The organism is Pseudomonas sp. NPDC012596, assembly GCF_042902325.1.
Lineage (GTDB): Bacteria > Pseudomonadota > Gammaproteobacteria > Pseudomonadales > Pseudomonadaceae > Aquipseudomonas.
Genome location: NZ_JBIBEB010000007.1, coordinates 99,890 through 115,255 on the forward strand (window position 1 = coordinate 99,890; position 15,366 = coordinate 115,255).

Here is a 15,366-nt window from a genome sequence, read left to right on the forward strand (position 1 = left end):
ACATCATAGTCTAATTCTGCGGATCTAGCGCCTTTTACATTCGATAGATGATGATCTAGCGCAAATAAAGGCGCACAACCCCCGGTTTCAGGGCCTCAGCTGTTTGGTTTGCAGCTTTGCTGCACCACGGTCTGGGCCTTTTGCATCAGTTTGGCGTCAACGCCGTCCTTGCTGTCGAGGTCTTCGATCTCCTTATCGGTAAAATTCTTTTTGATGGCCTGTGCACCGCAGCTGCAGTGTTTTTGCGCGGTCGCGGCGTCGACGCCTTGAGCGCCCGCCACTTGCTGGCATTGAGCCATGTAGGCACCCTCCTTGCCGGCAGGGAAGTTGCCAGCGGTCGCAGCCACAGGCAGCAGCAGGGCGCCAGCGGCCGCCAGGGCCAGAAGAGACTGAACTCGCATAACCGGTTACTCCTTGGGTCAAGGTCTCAACAAGAGTAGGTTGCTTCCCAAAGTCTGATCGGAATTTTTCCGCGTAAGTTCACCGCCAGCATGTAATTTCCAAATATTTCTGCGCCCGGGTGCAACCCGCGTGCTAGCATGCCCGGCTTGCACCTGCACTGTTGCAGCGTGCAGCTATCTTTTTACTTTCCAGTCACTCAGGTCCCCCTGGCAAGCCGAAAGGCTTCTGCCACTGTGAGGCAGGCTTCTCTATAAAGAAGGCAGGTCGGATCTTGTACTGGCTCATCCCAACCCACGTGACCTTTGGTAGGGGTCACCACTAGGAGAGGAGGCGCCATGCCCATTATTACTCTTCCCGATGGCAGTCAACGCGCGTTTGATCACGCGGTATCCGTAGCCGATGTTGCCGCTTCGATCGGCGCCGGCCTGGCCAAGGCCACCCTGGCCGGCAAGGTCGATGGCAAACTGGTCGATGCCTGCGACCTGATCACCCACGACGCCAAGCTGCAGATCATCACCCCTAAAGATGAAGAGGGACTGGAGATCATCCGTCACTCGTGCGCCCACCTGATCGGCCATGCGGTGAAGCAGCTGTACCCGACCGCCAAGATGGTGATCGGCCCGGTGATCGACGAAGGCTTCTATTACGACATCGCCTACGAGCGTCCCTTCACGCCTGACGACCTGGCGGCCATCGAAAAGCGCATGCAGCAGCTGATCGAGAAGGACTACGACGTCGTCAAGAAGATGACCCCGCGCGCCGAAGTCATCGACGTGTTCCAGAGCCGTGGCGAAGACTACAAGCTGCGCCTGGTCGAGGACATGCCCGACGAGCAGGCCATGGGCCTGTACTACCACGAAGAATACGTCGACATGTGCCGCGGTCCGCACGTGCCGAACACGCGTTTCCTGAAGGCATTCAAGCTGACCAAGCTGTCCGGCGCCTACTGGCGCGGCGATGCCAAAAACGAGCAGCTACAGCGTGTGTACGGCACCGCCTGGGCTGACAAGAAGCAGCTGGCCGCTTACATCCAGCGCATCGAAGAAGCCGAAAAGCGCGACCACCGCAAGATCGGCAAGCAGCTCGACCTGTTCCACCTGCAGGAAGAAGCCCCGGGCATGGTGTTCTGGCATGCCAACGGCTGGACCGTGTACCAGGTGCTCGAGCAGTACATGCGTCAGGTGCAGCGCGAAAACGGCTACTCGGAAATCAAGACCCCGCAGGTCGTCGACCGTATTCTGTGGGAACGTTCCGGCCACTGGTCCAACTACGCCGAGAACATGTTCACCACCTCGTCGGAAAGCCGCGATTTTGCGGTAAAACCGATGAACTGCCCGTGCCACGTGCAGGTGTTCAACCAGGGCCTGAAGTCGTACCGCGACCTGCCGCTGCGCCTGGCCGAATTCGGTGCCTGCCACCGTAACGAGCCATCCGGCGCCCTGCACGGCATCATGCGTGTACGTGGCTTCGTGCAGGACGACGCGCACATCTTCTGCACCGAAGATCAGGTGAAGAAAGAAGCCGCCGACTTCATCAAGCTGACCCTGGACGTGTACAAGGACTTCGGTTTCACCGACGTCGCCATGAAGCTGTCGACCCGCCCGGCCAAGCGCGTGGGTTCCGAAGAGCTGTGGGACCGTGCCGAAGGTGCACTGGCCGACGCCCTGAACGAATCCGGCCTGGAGTGGGAGTACCAGCCAGGCGAGGGCGCGTTCTACGGCCCGAAGATCGAGTTCACCCTGCGCGACTGCCTCGGCCGTAACTGGCAGTGCGGTACCCTGCAGTACGACCCGAACCTGCCAGAGCGCCTGGACGCCAGCTACATTGCCGAAGACAACGCGCGCAAGCGCCCGGTAATGCTGCACCGCGCCATCCTCGGCTCGTTCGAACGCTTCATCGGCATGCTCATCGAACACTACGCGGGCGTGTTCCCGGCGTGGCTGGCACCGACCCAGGCGGTGATCATGAATATCACCGACAAACAGGCCGATTTCGCCCTCGAGGTTGAGAAATCTCTGAACGGTAGCGGTTTCCGTGCCAAGTCGGACTTGAGAAATGAGAAGATCGGCTTTAAAATCCGCGAGCATACTTTGCTCAAGGTCCCGTATCTTTTGGTTATAGGGGACCGCGAAGTCGAAACGCAAACCGTCGCTGTGCGTACTCGCGAAGGCGCAGACCTGGGCTCCATGCCCGTCGCCCAATTCGCTGAGCTTCTGACACAAGCGGTTTCCCGGCGTGGTCGCCAAGAATCGGAGTAATGACTATTAAGCGTGAAATGAGAAACGATAAGCGTGCTGTACCGAAGGCCCCGATCAACGAGAATATCTCGGCCCGCGAGGTTCGGTTAATTGGCGCAGACGGCGAGCAGGTTGGCATCGTCTCGATTGATGAAGCGCTGCGTATCGCTGATGAAGCGAAGCTGGATCTGGTAGAAATCTCTGCAGACGCGGTACCACCGGTCTGCAAGGTCATGGACTACGGCAAGCACCTCTTCGAAAAGAAGAAGCAGGCTAACGAAGCCAAGAAAAACCAGAAGCAGATCCAGATCAAAGAAATCAAGTTTCGTCCAGGGACGGAGGATGGGGATTACCAGGTAAAACTACGCAACCTGGTACGTTTCCTTACCGATGGGGACAAGGCCAAGATCTCTCTGAGATTCCGTGGTCGTGAGATGGCCCACCAGGAGCTGGGCATGGAGCTGTTGAAGCGGGTCGAAGCTGACCTCGCCGAATACGGCACCGTTGAGCAGCATCCTAAGATGGAAGGACGCCAGCTTATGATGGTCATCGCCCCCAAGAAAAAGAAGTAATCTCCCGGGCACGGCAGGCCTGATGATTATGTGTAATTTTATCGAATGCGGAGTTCCAACATGCCAAAAATGAAAACCAAGAGCGGTGCTGCGAAGCGTTTCCTGAAAACGGCAACCGGCTTCAAGCACAAGCACGCTTTCAAGAGCCACATCCTGACCAAAATGTCGACCAAGCGTAAGCGTCAACTGCGTGGTAGCAGCCTGCTGCACCCGTCCGACGTCGCAAAAGTCGCGCGCATGCTGCGCGTTCGTTAATTCTGGTCAAAGATAGAGGAAGTTACTCATGGCTCGTGTAAAGCGCGGCGTTATCGCTCGTAAGCGTCACAAAAAAATTCTGAAACTGGCTAAAGGTTACTACGGTGCACGCTCGCGCGTATTCCGCGTAGCCAAGCAGGCAGTCATCAAGGCAGGCCAATACGCCTACCGCGACCGTCGCCAGAAGAAGCGTCAGTTCCGCGCACTGTGGATCGCTCGTATCAACGCCGGTGCCCGCACCAACGGTCTGTCTTACAGCCGTCTGATTGCTGGCCTGAAAAAGGCGTCGATCGAAATCGACCGTAAGGTTCTGGCTGACCTGGCAGTGAACGAAAAAGCGGCGTTTGCTGCAATTGTCGAGAAAGCTAAAGCCGTTCTGGCTTAAGTACCCACGACAATCATCCGGCAGCGCGTTGTGCTGCCGGGTGTAAAACGTCATCGATAGGGGAAGAGCCTTCAAAGCTCTTCCCCTATTTTCGTATCTGGAGTCTGTACATGGAAAACCTGGACGCGCTGGTCTCCCAAGCCCTTGAGGCAGTGGAGCGCGCTGAAGACATCAATGCCCTGGAACAGATCCGGGTTCAGTATCTCGGCAAGAAAGGCGAACTGACCCAGGTGATGAAGACCCTGGGCAACCTGCCAGCCGAAGAGCGGCCGAAAGTCGGCGCGCTGATCAACGACGCCAAAGAGCGCGTCACCGAAGTGCTCAACGCACGCAAGGCAGGCTTTGAAGAGGCCGAGCTCAGCGCTCGCCTGGCCGCCGAATGCATTGATGTGACCTTGCCAGGCCGTGGCCAGACCACCGGTGGCCTGCACCCGATCACCCGTACTCTCGAGCGCATCGAGCAGTTCTTCACCCACATCGGCTACGGCATCGCCGAAGGCCCAGAGGTCGAAGACGACTACCACAACTTCGAAGCGCTCAACATCCCAGGCCACCACCCGGCCCGGGCGATGCACGACACCTTCTACTTCAATGCCAACATGCTGCTGCGCACCCACACCTCGCCGGTGCAGGTGCGGACCATGGAGTCCACCCAGCCGCCCATCCGCATTGTCTGCCCAGGCCGTGTATACCGCTGCGACTCGGATATCACCCACTCGCCGATGTTCCACCAGGTCGAAGGCCTGTTGATCGACCGTGATATCAACTTTGCCGACCTCAAGGGCACCATCGAAGAATTCCTGCGCGTATTCTTCGAAAAAGAACTGGAAGTGCGCTTCCGCCCATCGTTCTTCCCCTTCACCGAGCCGTCCGCCGAAGTCGATATCCAGTGCGTGATGTGTTCCGGCAAAGGCTGCCGCGTGTGCAAGCAGACCGGCTGGCTGGAAGTGCTGGGCTGCGGCATGGTGCACCCGGACGTGCTGCGCATGTCTGGCATCGACCCGGAAGAGTTCCAGGGCTTCGCCTTCGGCATGGGCGCCGAGCGCCTGGCCATGCTGCGCTATGGCGTCAACGATTTGCGTCTGTTCTTCGACAACGACCTGCGGTTCTTAGCCCAATTCCGCTAGGCCCAATCGACGCAACTTCTAGGAGAACAGCATGAAATTCAGTGAACAGTGGCTGCGCGGTTGGGTAAACCCGCAAGTCTCCCGTGACGAACTGGTTGCCCGCCTGTCCATGGCCGGCCTCGAAGTCGACAGCGTAACCCCCGCTGCCGGCCAGTTCAGCGGCATCGTCGTTGGCGAAATCCTCGCCACCGAACAACACCCGGACGCCGACAAGCTGCGCGTCTGCCAGGTGAGCAGCGGCCAGGAAACCTTCCAGGTGGTGTGCGGCGCCCCCAATGCGCGCCCGGGCATCAAAATCCCGTTCGCCATGATCGGCGCCGAACTGCCTGGCGACTTCAAGATCAAGAAAGCCAAACTGCGCGGCGTCGAGTCTTTCGGCATGCTGTGCTCCGCGGCTGAGCTGCAGATCAGCGAAGAAAACGACGGCCTGCTGGAGCTGGCCGCCGACGCCCCGGTTGGCGAAGACATTCGCAAATACCTGAGCCTGGACGACGCCAGCATCGAGATCGGCCTGACCCCGAACCGCGGTGACTGCCTGTCTCTGGCTGGCCTGGCCCGCGATGTCAGCGCCCTGTATAACGTCCCGGTCACCCGCCCGGTTGTCCCGGCCGTAGCGCCTGCCCATGACGAAGTGCGCCCGGTCGAAGTTTCTGCCCCGGCCGTGTGCCCACGTTACCTGGGCCGCGTCATCCGCAACGTCGACCTCAGCAAGCCGACCCCGCTGTGGATGGTCGAGCGCCTGCGCCGCAGCGACGTGCGCAGCATCGACGCCGCCGTCGACATCACCAACTACGTGATGCTCGAACTCGGCCAGCCGATGCACGCCTTCGACCTCGCCGAAATTAACGGCGGTATCCGTGTGCGCATGGCTGAAGAGGGCGAGAAACTCGTCCTGCTCGACGGCCAGGAAGTGGCCCTGCGTGCCGACACCCTGGTGATCGCCGACCACACCCGCGCCCTGGCCATTGCTGGCGTGATGGGTGGCGAGCACAGTGGCGTCAACACCGAAAAAACCCGCGACCTGTTCCTCGAAAGCGCCTTCTTCGAGCCGATCGCCGTTGCCGGCAAGGCCCGCTCCTACGGCCTGCACACCGATGCCTCGCACCGCTACGAGCGCGGCGTCGACTCGCAGCTGGCCCGCGAAGCCATGGAGCGCGCCACCGCGCTGGTCCTCGAAATCGTCGGCGGCGAAGCCGGCCCTATCGTCGACGCCGTTAGCCAGCAGCACCTGCCGCAAGTCGCCCCGGTGACCTTGCGCGCCGAACGCATCACCCAGATGCTCGGCATGGAGCTGGACGCCGCCCAGGTCGAGCAGATGCTCAACGCCCTGGAGCTGACCACCACGGCAAACGGGGCAGGGCAGTGGACCGTCAAGGTTCCAAGCCACCGCTTCGACATCAGCCTGGAAGTCGACCTGATCGAAGAGCTGGCCCGCCTGTACGGCTACAACAGCCTGCCGGTCCGCTACCCGCAGGCGCGCCTGGCCCCTACGGCCAAGCCAGAAACCCGCGGCGAGCTGCCCAACCTGCGCCGCCTGCTGGTCGCGCGCGGCTACCAGGAAGCCATCACCTACAGTTTCATCGACCCGAAGCTGTTTGAACTGTTCAGCCCAGGCGTAGAGCCGCTGCTGCTGGCCAACCCGATCTCCAGCGACATGGCCGCCATGCGCGCCTCCCTGTGGCCGGGCCTGGTCAAAGCCATGCAGCACAACCTCAACCGCCAGCAAGACCGCGTGCGCTTGTTTGAAAGCGGCCTGCGCTTCGTCGGCCAGCTCGGCGACCTGAAGCAGCAGCCAATGATCGCCGGCGTTGTCACCGGTAGCCGACTGCCAGAAGGCTGGGCGAACGGTCGCGACAGCATCGACTTCTTCGATGTGAAAGCAGACGTTGAAGCCCTGCTGGGCTACTCCGGCGCCCTGGGCGACTTCACCTTCACCGCCGGCAAACACCCAGCCCTGCACCCCGGCCAGACCGCTGTAATCCAGCGCGACGGCAAGGATGTCGGTTACCTCGGTGCCCTTCACCCAGAGGTCGCCAAGGCCCTGGACCTGGACCGCCCGGTGTTCGTCTTCGAGCTGGTGCTCGCTGAGGTGGTCGAAGGCCGCCTGCCGAAATTCAGCGAACTTTCCAAGTTCCCGGAAACCCGTCGTGACCTGGCGTTGATTGCAGGACGTGATGTCGCTTCTAACGCGGTGCTTGAAGTAATTCGTGACAATGCAGGCGAATGGCTCACAGACCTCAGGCTGTTTGACGTCTACCAAGGTAAAGGCATTGATCCTGATAGAAAAAGCCTTGCCGTCGGCTTGACCTGGCAGCATCCATCGCGCACTCTTAACGACGATGAGGTGAACACTACCCTGCAAAACATCCTCACCTCGCTCGAACAAAGGTTGAACACCACGTTAAGGAAATAACGGCATGGGTGCTCTGACGAAAGCTGAGATGGCCGAAAGGCTGTACGAGGAGCTGGGGCTTAACAAGCGTGAGGCCAAGGAGTTGGTCGAGCTGTTTTTTGAAGAAATTCGGCACGCACTTGAAGAGAACGAGCAGGTCAAGTTGTCCGGTTTCGGCAACTTCGACCTTCGCGACAAACGCCAGCGGCCGGGCCGCAACCCCAAAACCGGGGAAGAGATCCCGATCACCGCTCGCCGCGTCGTCACCTTTCGTCCAGGGCAGAAGTTGAAGGCCCGGGTTGAGGCCTATGCTGGAACCAAGCCATAACGACGAACTGCCCCCCATACCGGGCAAACGCTACTTCACCATCGGTGAAGTCAGCGAGTTGTGTGCCGTAAAGCCACACGTGCTGCGGTACTGGGAGCAGGAGTTCCCGCAGTTGAACCCTGTGAAGCGGCGGGGCAATCGGCGGTATTACCAGCGCCAGGACGTGCTGATGATCCGCCAGATCCGCGCGCTGCTGTATGACCAGGGCTTCACCATTGGCGGGGCGCGGTTGCGGCTCTCCAGTGATGAGGTGAAGGATGAGTCAAGCCAGTACAAGCAGCTGATTCGGCAGATGATTGTCGAGTTGGAAGATGTGTTGGTGGTGTTGAAGAAGTAGGCCGTTTCCGATGAATGGATTTTTTTGAAAAAAAAGATTCCATTTATCAAAAGCTTAGGGTACATTCTTCAACGTTCTCGGCAACATTGAGAACATGCTTCAAAGCCCAGTCGGGGCGTAGCGCAGCCCGGTAGCGCACTTGCATGGGGTGCAAGGGGTCGAGTGTTCGAATCACTCCGTCCCGACCATATATTTCAACGACTTAGCCACCTTCGGGTGGCTTTGTTGTTTCTGGGGCTAGTGACTTTTCGAGTGACTTCGCCTTTTTCCTCATCCAATTCTCCTTTTCAAGATCGTCAGAACCGGCCCACGTGAATCTGTGGCCGATACCTTGTTTGCCGCATCGATCATCTGACCGATCTCCGCGTCGGAGTAGTGACTGGTCACGCTTCCGCTCTTGTGGCCAAGTTACGACTTCCGATCTTCCTCTGTTACACCAGCTGCTTTCAGGCGTCTGCCGAAAGTGTGCTTCAAGTCGTGAACCCTGATAGAAGCGAACCGAGGGTGTGCCGGCCGCAAGTGTTGCTCCTGCCAGAGCTTCGCCGCGCTTACCCTCGCCGGCGAGGCGTTATCGTTGAATAGGGGAAGGCGCCGGCGGGCAGCGCCTTCTGGGTAAATGTGGCATTCAGGTGATATGCTTCGCCCCTTACCAAACAGGGAGAGTGGTAATGAAGTTGCCGGAGCGGCATAAGGCGTTTCAGGAGTGGTTCACGCCGAGGCGCCGGCGGCGAGCGGGCGGTACATTGGTCGTCATATGGGCTGTCGGCACCTGTGTGTACCCTGGTAAGCACTGGATCTACGTGTTGATTCCCGGAATTATGTGGTTCATGAGCGCTTGGCCTCCTGAGCTTAACGACAAGCGTTGAGGCGCTGGCGGGCAGCCCGTGTGGTGTCAGGTTTTGCGGCACAAATCGATTTTTGATATAACGCCCGACCATTTCACAGGAAGGAACCTCATGAAACGCATCATCATCAGCGCCATGCTTGTCGCCGTTAGTGCGCTGTCACTCAGTGGCTGTTTCGAAGCAGAGGACGAGCAAAAAGCAACAACACAGCAGGATTCCAGCGACAAGCTCTGGGACATCCCGCCTCCAAAGACCCCAGATAAAGGTTTCAAGCCCTGACGAGGCATCTCTAACGCCGCCGATCTAAGGGGCGGCGTTTTCGTTTCCAGGGAAAAGGACTGGCGGGCAGCGCCGGAGGGTCAGGCGGCTATGGCCTGTTGTCCGCTCCGCAGTTGCGGCAGTTGTTCTCGAAGCGCTGGCGATCGCTGATGAAGCGCCCGCAGCCGTGGCAGTTAAACATCATCATCCGTGGCTTCTGTTGCTTTGGCGGCACGATGCTGGTTCCGCGCAGGGCCTCCTTGATGTCGACGTCGTCGGGCTGGACAAGACGGCGGCTGTGCGCGTCGATGTAGGCGCAGGGCCAGGCGATGCCGCCAGTCTGGCCGCAACTTCCGATCATATTGATGGTGTCTGCTCGGGCGACGCGCACAGCCTTACTCAGGTTGCTCGTGAAGCCGCCACCGGCCTTCAGCCATATCAATTGTTGCCGTTCCAGGCCTTCGGCTTCTGCATGTAGAACTCAGCGGCTTCGGGATACTGGTCCAGCGCCTCCCGGATCTCGACATACTGGCAATCGACGCCGATCCGCGCCCGGGCGTCGATGTAGTCCTTCGGCCATGAGATGTCAGTGTCGCTGTGATCCAGAGCGCCGTCCTGGGTGAATAGCTGGGCCTTGCCCAGGTCGGTGCCATAGCCTGAGCCACCCAAGCCCCCGAATGACAGGCCGTCGCCGACGTAGGCGTGGGGGGCGGGGGTCTTTAAGATAGAACTGGATCATGGCTATCTCCTCTCCAAGCCTTAATTGGCGTGCAGTCGTGCCAGTGGTACCAGCCATGACGGCGGCGCCGGCCTTCGATGCATCGCTGAATTGAGCCGCGGTGAAAGCCATCCTCCAGTGCCTGCCGAAAGCTCGGGTAGCAGAGCGATACAGGGCCTGTGGTGCTTTCGGCTACTACTGGGCGAACGCGCTTCATCAGCACCCCGCACGCATGGATGTTGTTCTCGGTAGATGAAGTCCATTTCAAGTTATGCCTGCAGTTGTTGTCCTTTGCCCCTTCAATGTGGTTGACGTGAGCAAGCCCTTCAGGATTTGGAAGAAAGGCTTCTGTCACGAGGTGGTGGACATAGACATTGGTTGGTTGGTTGGTTGGTTGGTTGGCCCGCGGTGCAGTGCACCAACTTCATGTATATCCGCCCCGGTCGGCGAACTGCTTCAGCAAGCGCTCAGGCACTCGACCTGCGCCCCAGCCTGCCGATTTAACCTGACCTTCGGAGCGGATCAGGTAGGTTGACTTGAAGCCGGGGACCGGCCTCCATGGATTCTCTCCCGGGTGTGCGCCGCCATCCGTGCTGGCGGCGGCATGATGGCACTTTGGTTTGGAATGAAGTATTAAGTCGCCTACCCGACAAGGAGTCGGCATGGAGACCTTCCGAGTGGCTTCGCCTTTCTTCATCCGATTGGTGCAGTTTTTGCGGCCCGAATCGATCTTTGGTTTAACGCCCGGCCATTTCACTGGAGGGAACCTCATGAAACGCACCGTTTTTGGCGCAACTGTTTTTGCCGTCGCCGCTCTGTCCCTCAGCGGCTGCTTTGAAGCACGCGGAGCAGAAGCCGAAGTAGCAGAAGCTGAAGGAGCAGAAGGACGTTAGCGACAACCAGTGGAACATTACCGCGCCTGACGAAGAGCAAAAGTCGAAGGGCTTCTTTGATATGGGTGGCCCTACCGATCACAGCAAGAGCAAAAGCTACGTGCCGTGACACCAGCGTGCGGCAACTAGGTCGCCCGCATCGACCCACAGAGCTCAGTCGCCCTGAGTCCGAATGCCAGGTGGCTCATACCAGAGCGCAGCGGAATCGGCATGCACATGTCTCTGCGTCTTCGGCAGGAAAGGTGTATCAAGCGTACCCAGCGCTACGGAAACCCAATCGGCATATTCACCTTGGGAACGGGACCAGAACAGGGTCGAGCCGCACTCCTTACAGAACTCGCGCGCGACCGTGGGCGAAGACGCATACCTCTTGATGCTATTGGCGCCGCGAATAACGCGCAGCATGCTCCGCGGGATGCTTCCGTAAGATGCGAATGCAGCTCCATGACCTTTACGACACTGGCTGCAATGGCAATGACTCACCGCCTTTGGCTGGGCGATTAGCTCGAAACTGACTGCTGAGCACAAGCAGCTCCCTTGGTATGTATTTGTCATTGGCGCTTCCGTGCAAATGACTCGAGCGTAACCGCTCCGACTGAATTGGTCGACCGGTTGTGAGACGGCCTCCAAAAACGGCCGCTTCCTCGCGCCAGGCCAGCCGGTTGATGTGATGGAAGGGGTATATGGAGAGCGTTGGCATTGCCCAGGGGCCGGCGGTGGAGGCCTACTCCGAGCCGCCGGCAATAAGAAGGTTACTCCACGCTACAAATCCAGCGATGGTTATGCCGGTATGGCGCTCTGGTAAATGCGACGTCTGTTACAAGGGTCATGCCGCGCTCTAGAAGGGCTTCGGTCAGTTGAGCGAGTGTCTCTGCTTCGATAGTCATTGCTGTTACCTCGTCAGATTTACTGCGTTCATAAATCCTGACCGGTTGGGCAACCGCGGGATTCAATTTTTTTGATCGCGGCTTCGAGCTACGCGGCTACACGTGGGTCAGTGAGAGGGCGCTCACGATGCAGATTGAGCCGTCGTCCGCTGCTGTGGCGTCGGTGTAATCAACCTGGTTGTAGACGCCGCCATGGAAGTTCAGCAGCGATGAGCGCCACGAAGTGTCCATATGGAGACTGCCGGACGATCCGGCCTTGCCATTGCAACTGGCGGTCACGGTCAAAGCGCCCGAGGCGAGCACGCGGAGGGTGACGGTGAACTTCGCACCCAGGGGAACGCCTTTGAGCAGCGTGGTGTTGGCCGGGGTGGCCTGGTTGAACGTTTCGCGGAACCCCAGGGTGATGTTGCCTTTGCTCCAGAAGACCTTCACTGGCGGGCTGTCATCGTCCTTCACATGCAGTTGGGAGATCACCACTTTCTGCGCGGAGTTGACTTTGGTCAGCGTCATTTCCTGCATGTTGATGTGCTCGGCTGCGCTGGCCAGTAACCAGTAGTTGGGCTCTTTCCATTCGCAGCGCGTGCGGTGGGTGCTTTTACTCGACGCGCCTTTGGTTGGTGCCGAAAACTGAACTGAGCCATCGGCCAGGACACTTAGCACGTTTGGGTAACGGGCGAGCGCTTCGGCACCGCTGAGTTCGAGTGCTACGGGGTTGGTAGGTGAAGTGGCCACAGGTGTCGTGATCGTTAGATTGCTGATGTTCACGGTCATGAGTATGTCTCCTGACGATAAAGATCCTGGTCAGTGCATGCGCCTGCTCGTGCCGGGGTAAAGCCTTTGGATTTCAGGGCAAGCGCACGCGAATACTTTAGACAGTGCACCGTTAGCGTCAATCAACCCAGCGCCATAGCGGCTCGTCTAACAGCCCAACCCCACTAAGCTGGGTCTGCCCCTGAATCTTCTCCAATTCCAGCACATTGCACCCGTCACACGCTGACAGCGCCTCAATCAACGGGGCGCTGTGCGATACCACCCAAACCTGGCTACGTTGTGAGGCGCGAATGATCAGCCGCGCCAACGCAGGCAGCAAATCAGCATGCAAACTGGTTTCCGGCTCGTTAAGCACCATCAGCGACGGCGGCCGTGGCGTCAGCAGCGCGGCCATCAACAACAGGTAACGCAAGGTGCCATCCGACAGCTCCGCACCACCCAACGGCCGCAAAAGCCCATGCTGGTGCAGGCGTACGCTGAACAATCCACCCGGCGGCGCATCGATCTCCAGGCGGCTACCCGGGAACGCGTCATCCAGTGCTGCTACGAGGTCTTCAACTTCGCCAATCTCGATGATGGTCTGCAACGCCGAGGCAAGGTTGCGGCCATCGTGATGCAGCACAGGCGAGCGCGTGCCCAGTTGCGGTTGGCGGCAGGGCGCGTCGCGGTCGATGCGGAAGTGATCGTAGAACCGCCAGCTGTTGATGAACGCGCGCAGCTCGCCGATCTCCGGTGCCTGGCGTGGCCGGCCGACGATGTTGAAAAAGCTCTCGCAACTGTCGGCATGCTGATCCAGCACCGTCCAGCTGTTTCCCTCTCGGGCACGAACCATCGCGTTTTTTCGTTCAACCAACAGGGACGCTGGCCGGTACGCACCGGCGCCCCAGATAGCTTCGGTTTTGATCTCGGGGTCGAGCATGAATGCGGTGGGATAGGGCAGGGGGATCGGCAGGCCGAGGGAGATAGCGAAGCCGAAATCTTCGGTGGCGAAGCCGAGGCGCAGGCGTTTGGCTTCGCTTGGGTGCTGGCCCTGGATGGGCACTTCGCCGCGTTTCATACGGGCGCTGGCCTGGGGGCCGGCCCACTAGGTCGAATCCAGGCCGCCTTCGCGGGCGAGCGCTTCGATCACGCCGCCCTGAGCGGTTTCGGCGAGCAGGCGCAGGGCCTTGTAGAGGTTGGATTTACCGCTGCCGTTGGCACCGGTCACCAGGTTGAGTTGGCCTAACGGCAGCACGAGGTGGTTGATCGACCGGTAGTTGCCGATGGCGAGGGTGGTGAGCATGTGGTGCGTCCCAGCTTGAACTGAGTGGCCGATTGTGGCGGAACTGGGGCTCGCTTACTACCGATCAAGATGGCTTCGAGAGTGGGGGGCGGTCGCCTTCGAGCTGGTCCAACAGGGCACGAACCATCGTGTTCAGGTGATGGGAAGCTGCGACCATGCGCTGGTCGCCTAGCATGACGCCTGTGTGGTTGAGGTGGCGAGCGCAGTCCATCAGTTTTGCGGCCTGGGCTTTGGCTAAAGTGGCAGGTGTTTCAGGGATGACGGTGAACAAGCGTTGGCTTAGCACGAAGCGATGGTCTGGATTTGCGCTGGTTGGGAGGGTGTCTGTTGGCATGGATGGCTTCTCTCAGGGCATGAGTTGCTGGGGCCGCTGTGCGGCCCTTCGCGGGCAAGCCCGCTCCTACAATGACGGTGCTGGCCCGCGAGGGTAGTTACCGTTCAGGTTTTCATCATGCCCAGTTCAGCATCGTCGAGCAGGGCCTTGGCCAGGGCGCAGAGGTAGTGGGATGCCCAGAGCAACTGCGGCTTGTCTTCCATCAAGCCGTCGATGGACAGGTCGCGGGCGTAGCCCATCAGTTCGGAGGCTTGTTCGCGCGCGTTCTGGCAGGGGATGCCGGGTTCGATGCGGAACAGGGGGTGAGTGTGGTTTTCACCTTGGTAGAAGGTGGTTTTGCCCACGGTGAAGTAGGTTGCTTCGGTGGCCATTTATTGATCTCCCTGAAGTTGTAGATGCCTGGGCTGACCGCTGGAAGTGGCAGGCCAGGCAGATCATGCTGCGGGCTAGTGCATTGGCTGCGGGGCGGCTGGTTTTTGTATTTGAACCAGCGCGGACTCGAGCAATTTGCGCAGTGTTTCAAGCTCGTGCATCGAGGCCATGATCAACAAGGACACGGGGGATCTGGGCTGCATCAGCATCGCCTGCTGGGCAACGACTTCCGCGCAGAGTGCGTAGTCGGCGGCCATTATCAGCGTGTCTTCAAGGGAGTGGAGATAGTGGGGTGGATCGGGGACTGCTTTCAGCATAAACCCTCTCAGTGCCGTCAAGGGCTGCCGCATTCCCGCTGTCAAACGGAAGGGTGGCAGCTGTTCGTGGGTTGACAGACCGAGGGCACTGAGAATCCCGGCGCACACAAAGGTGCCCCACGTACAGCTGCCATAACTGGCATTGCACATGCACTCAGTGACTCACGGTCTGTCAAAACCGTATCGCTGATTAGTAGCGACTGGCCGAGACTATGATTCACGTTTTGCGGGTGCAACGAAAAACAGGCGTCGGCAGTATCTTTGGGAAATGCCCTACAAGAAAGGGACATAATCTGATTTTTTTAGCCGGTGGCTGTAACAGGATATTAGGGAAACTCAACGCGCGGTTGAGCATGCGTCCCAGCTTGAACTGGGTGGCCGATTTTGGCGGACCCGGGGCTCGCTTACTACCGATCAAGATGATTTCGGCAGTGGGGGACGGTCGCCTTCGAGCTGGTCCAACAGGTCACGAACCATCGTATTCAGATGATGGGACGCGGCGACCATGCGGTGGTCGCCTAGCATGACGCCCGTGTGGTTGAGGTGCCGTACGCAGTCCATCAGTTTTGCGGCTTGGGCTTTGGTTACCGGGCTAGCTAAACGAATGGGTGGCAGCTGTACGCGGGTTAGCCGACCGGGACGTCAGGCACCCGG

General features: G+C 59.3%; 18 protein-coding genes, 1 tRNA gene and 2 pseudogenes. 11 read left to right on the forward strand and 10 right to left on the reverse strand.

Annotated elements, in window-relative coordinates:
• Positions 1 to 95: 95 nt before the first annotated feature.
• A complete protein-coding gene (locus tag ACFY68_RS10980) occupies positions 96 to 401 on the reverse strand; it encodes a hypothetical protein (RefSeq protein WP_387526753.1) in 306 nt (101 codons plus the stop codon).
• Positions 402 to 737: 336 nt separating this feature from the next.
• On the opposite strand from ACFY68_RS10980, the gene thrS reads away from it, so the two are divergent.
• From thrS to ACFY68_RS11025, 9 genes are all read left to right on the forward strand, one after another.
• Positions 738 to 2,660: a threonine--tRNA ligase gene (gene thrS, locus ACFY68_RS10985; protein WP_346612197.1), complete on the forward strand. Its 1,923-nt coding sequence runs from the start codon at positions 738 to 740 to the stop codon at positions 2,658 to 2,660.
• On the forward strand, positions 2,660 to 3,211 hold the full coding sequence (gene infC, locus ACFY68_RS10990) for a translation initiation factor IF-3 (RefSeq protein WP_012052879.1): 552 nt from the start codon (positions 2,660 to 2,662) through the stop codon (positions 3,209 to 3,211). Before thrS ends, infC begins: the two co-directional genes overlap by 1 nt.
• Positions 3,212 to 3,271: 60 nt before the next feature.
• Positions 3,272 to 3,466, forward strand: coding sequence for a 50S ribosomal protein L35 (gene rpmI, locus ACFY68_RS10995; protein ID WP_012313865.1), 195 nt, complete (start codon positions 3,272 to 3,274; stop codon positions 3,464 to 3,466).
• A gap of 28 nt (positions 3,467 to 3,494) precedes the next feature.
• Entirely contained in the window at positions 3,495 to 3,851 is a 357-nt protein-coding gene (gene rplT / locus ACFY68_RS11000; RefSeq protein ID WP_003250671.1) for a 50S ribosomal protein L20, read from the forward strand.
• Positions 3,852 to 3,961: 110 nt separating this feature from the next.
• Positions 3,962 to 4,978, forward strand: a complete 1,017-nt coding sequence (gene pheS, locus ACFY68_RS11005; protein ID WP_346612198.1) for a phenylalanine--tRNA ligase subunit alpha — start codon at positions 3,962 to 3,964, stop codon at positions 4,976 to 4,978.
• 31 nt (positions 4,979 to 5,009) lie between these two features.
• Positions 5,010 to 7,391: a phenylalanine--tRNA ligase subunit beta gene (gene pheT / locus ACFY68_RS11010; RefSeq protein WP_387526770.1), complete on the forward strand. Its 2,382-nt coding sequence runs from the start codon at positions 5,010 to 5,012 to the stop codon at positions 7,389 to 7,391.
• Positions 7,392 to 7,395: 4 nt separating this feature from the next.
• The gene (ihfA, locus tag ACFY68_RS11015) at positions 7,396 to 7,698 is read left to right on the forward strand and encodes an integration host factor subunit alpha (RefSeq protein ID WP_003250679.1); all 303 of its coding nucleotides are present in this window, start codon (positions 7,396 to 7,398) and stop codon (positions 7,696 to 7,698) included.
• Entirely contained in the window at positions 7,679 to 8,035 is a 357-nt protein-coding gene (locus ACFY68_RS11020) for a MerR family transcriptional regulator (RefSeq protein ID WP_008100384.1), read from the forward strand. Before ihfA ends, ACFY68_RS11020 begins: the two co-directional genes overlap by 20 nt.
• Before the next feature lie 111 nt (positions 8,036 to 8,146).
• Positions 8,147 to 8,223: transfer RNA gene (locus ACFY68_RS11025), tRNA-Pro, on the forward strand.
• Positions 8,224 to 8,305: 82 nt separating this feature from the next.
• On the opposite strand, the pseudogene ACFY68_RS11030 reads toward ACFY68_RS11025, so the two are convergent.
• Positions 8,306 to 8,611: pseudogene (locus ACFY68_RS11030) on the reverse strand (site-specific integrase); the annotation flags it as partial.
• A 380-nt stretch (positions 8,612 to 8,991) separates the two neighbouring features.
• Between ACFY68_RS11030 and ACFY68_RS11035 the strand changes: the two are divergent.
• Complete coding sequence (locus tag ACFY68_RS11035; protein WP_387526775.1) at positions 8,992 to 9,159, forward strand: hypothetical protein; 168 nt, start codon at positions 8,992 to 8,994, stop codon at positions 9,157 to 9,159.
• An 88-nt stretch (positions 9,160 to 9,247) separates the two neighbouring features.
• Here ACFY68_RS11035 and ACFY68_RS11040 read toward each other — a convergent pair whose 3' ends face one another.
• A complete protein-coding gene (locus ACFY68_RS11040) occupies positions 9,248 to 9,580 on the reverse strand; it encodes a hypothetical protein (protein ID WP_387526778.1) in 333 nt (110 codons plus the stop codon).
• A complete protein-coding gene (locus ACFY68_RS11045) occupies positions 9,577 to 9,807 on the reverse strand; it encodes a hypothetical protein (RefSeq protein WP_387526780.1) in 231 nt (76 codons plus the stop codon). Before ACFY68_RS11045 ends, ACFY68_RS11040 begins: the two co-directional genes overlap by 4 nt.
• A gap of 711 nt (positions 9,808 to 10,518) precedes the next feature.
• Between ACFY68_RS11045 and ACFY68_RS11050 the strand changes: the two genes are divergently transcribed.
• Positions 10,519 to 10,749, forward strand: a complete 231-nt coding sequence (locus ACFY68_RS11050) for a hypothetical protein (RefSeq protein WP_387526782.1) — start codon at positions 10,519 to 10,521, stop codon at positions 10,747 to 10,749.
• 153 nt (positions 10,750 to 10,902) lie between these two features.
• Here ACFY68_RS11050 and ACFY68_RS11055 read toward each other — a convergent pair whose 3' ends face one another.
• From ACFY68_RS11055 to ACFY68_RS11080, 6 genes and pseudogenes are all read right to left on the reverse strand, one after another.
• Complete coding sequence (locus ACFY68_RS11055; RefSeq protein ID WP_387526784.1) at positions 10,903 to 11,304, reverse strand: GFA family protein; 402 nt, start codon at positions 11,302 to 11,304, stop codon at positions 10,903 to 10,905.
• Between the two features lie 428 nt (positions 11,305 to 11,732).
• The gene (locus tag ACFY68_RS11060; RefSeq protein ID WP_387526787.1) at positions 11,733 to 12,407 is read right to left on the reverse strand and encodes a polysaccharide lyase family 7 protein; all 675 of its coding nucleotides are present in this window, start codon (positions 12,405 to 12,407) and stop codon (positions 11,733 to 11,735) included.
• A 118-nt stretch (positions 12,408 to 12,525) separates the two neighbouring features.
• Positions 12,526 to 13,689 (reverse strand): annotated as a pseudogene (locus ACFY68_RS11065) (AAA family ATPase).
• A gap of 64 nt (positions 13,690 to 13,753) precedes the next feature.
• The gene (locus tag ACFY68_RS11070; protein WP_387526790.1) at positions 13,754 to 14,023 is read right to left on the reverse strand and encodes a DUF3077 domain-containing protein; all 270 of its coding nucleotides are present in this window, start codon (positions 14,021 to 14,023) and stop codon (positions 13,754 to 13,756) included.
• A gap of 104 nt (positions 14,024 to 14,127) precedes the next feature.
• Positions 14,128 to 14,394, reverse strand: coding sequence for a DUF3077 domain-containing protein (locus ACFY68_RS11075; RefSeq protein ID WP_387526793.1), 267 nt, complete (start codon positions 14,392 to 14,394; stop codon positions 14,128 to 14,130).
• A gap of 75 nt (positions 14,395 to 14,469) precedes the next feature.
• On the reverse strand, positions 14,470 to 14,712 hold the full coding sequence (locus ACFY68_RS11080) for a hypothetical protein (protein ID WP_387526796.1): 243 nt from the start codon (positions 14,710 to 14,712) through the stop codon (positions 14,470 to 14,472).
• Positions 14,713 to 15,366: the final 654 nt, after the last annotated feature.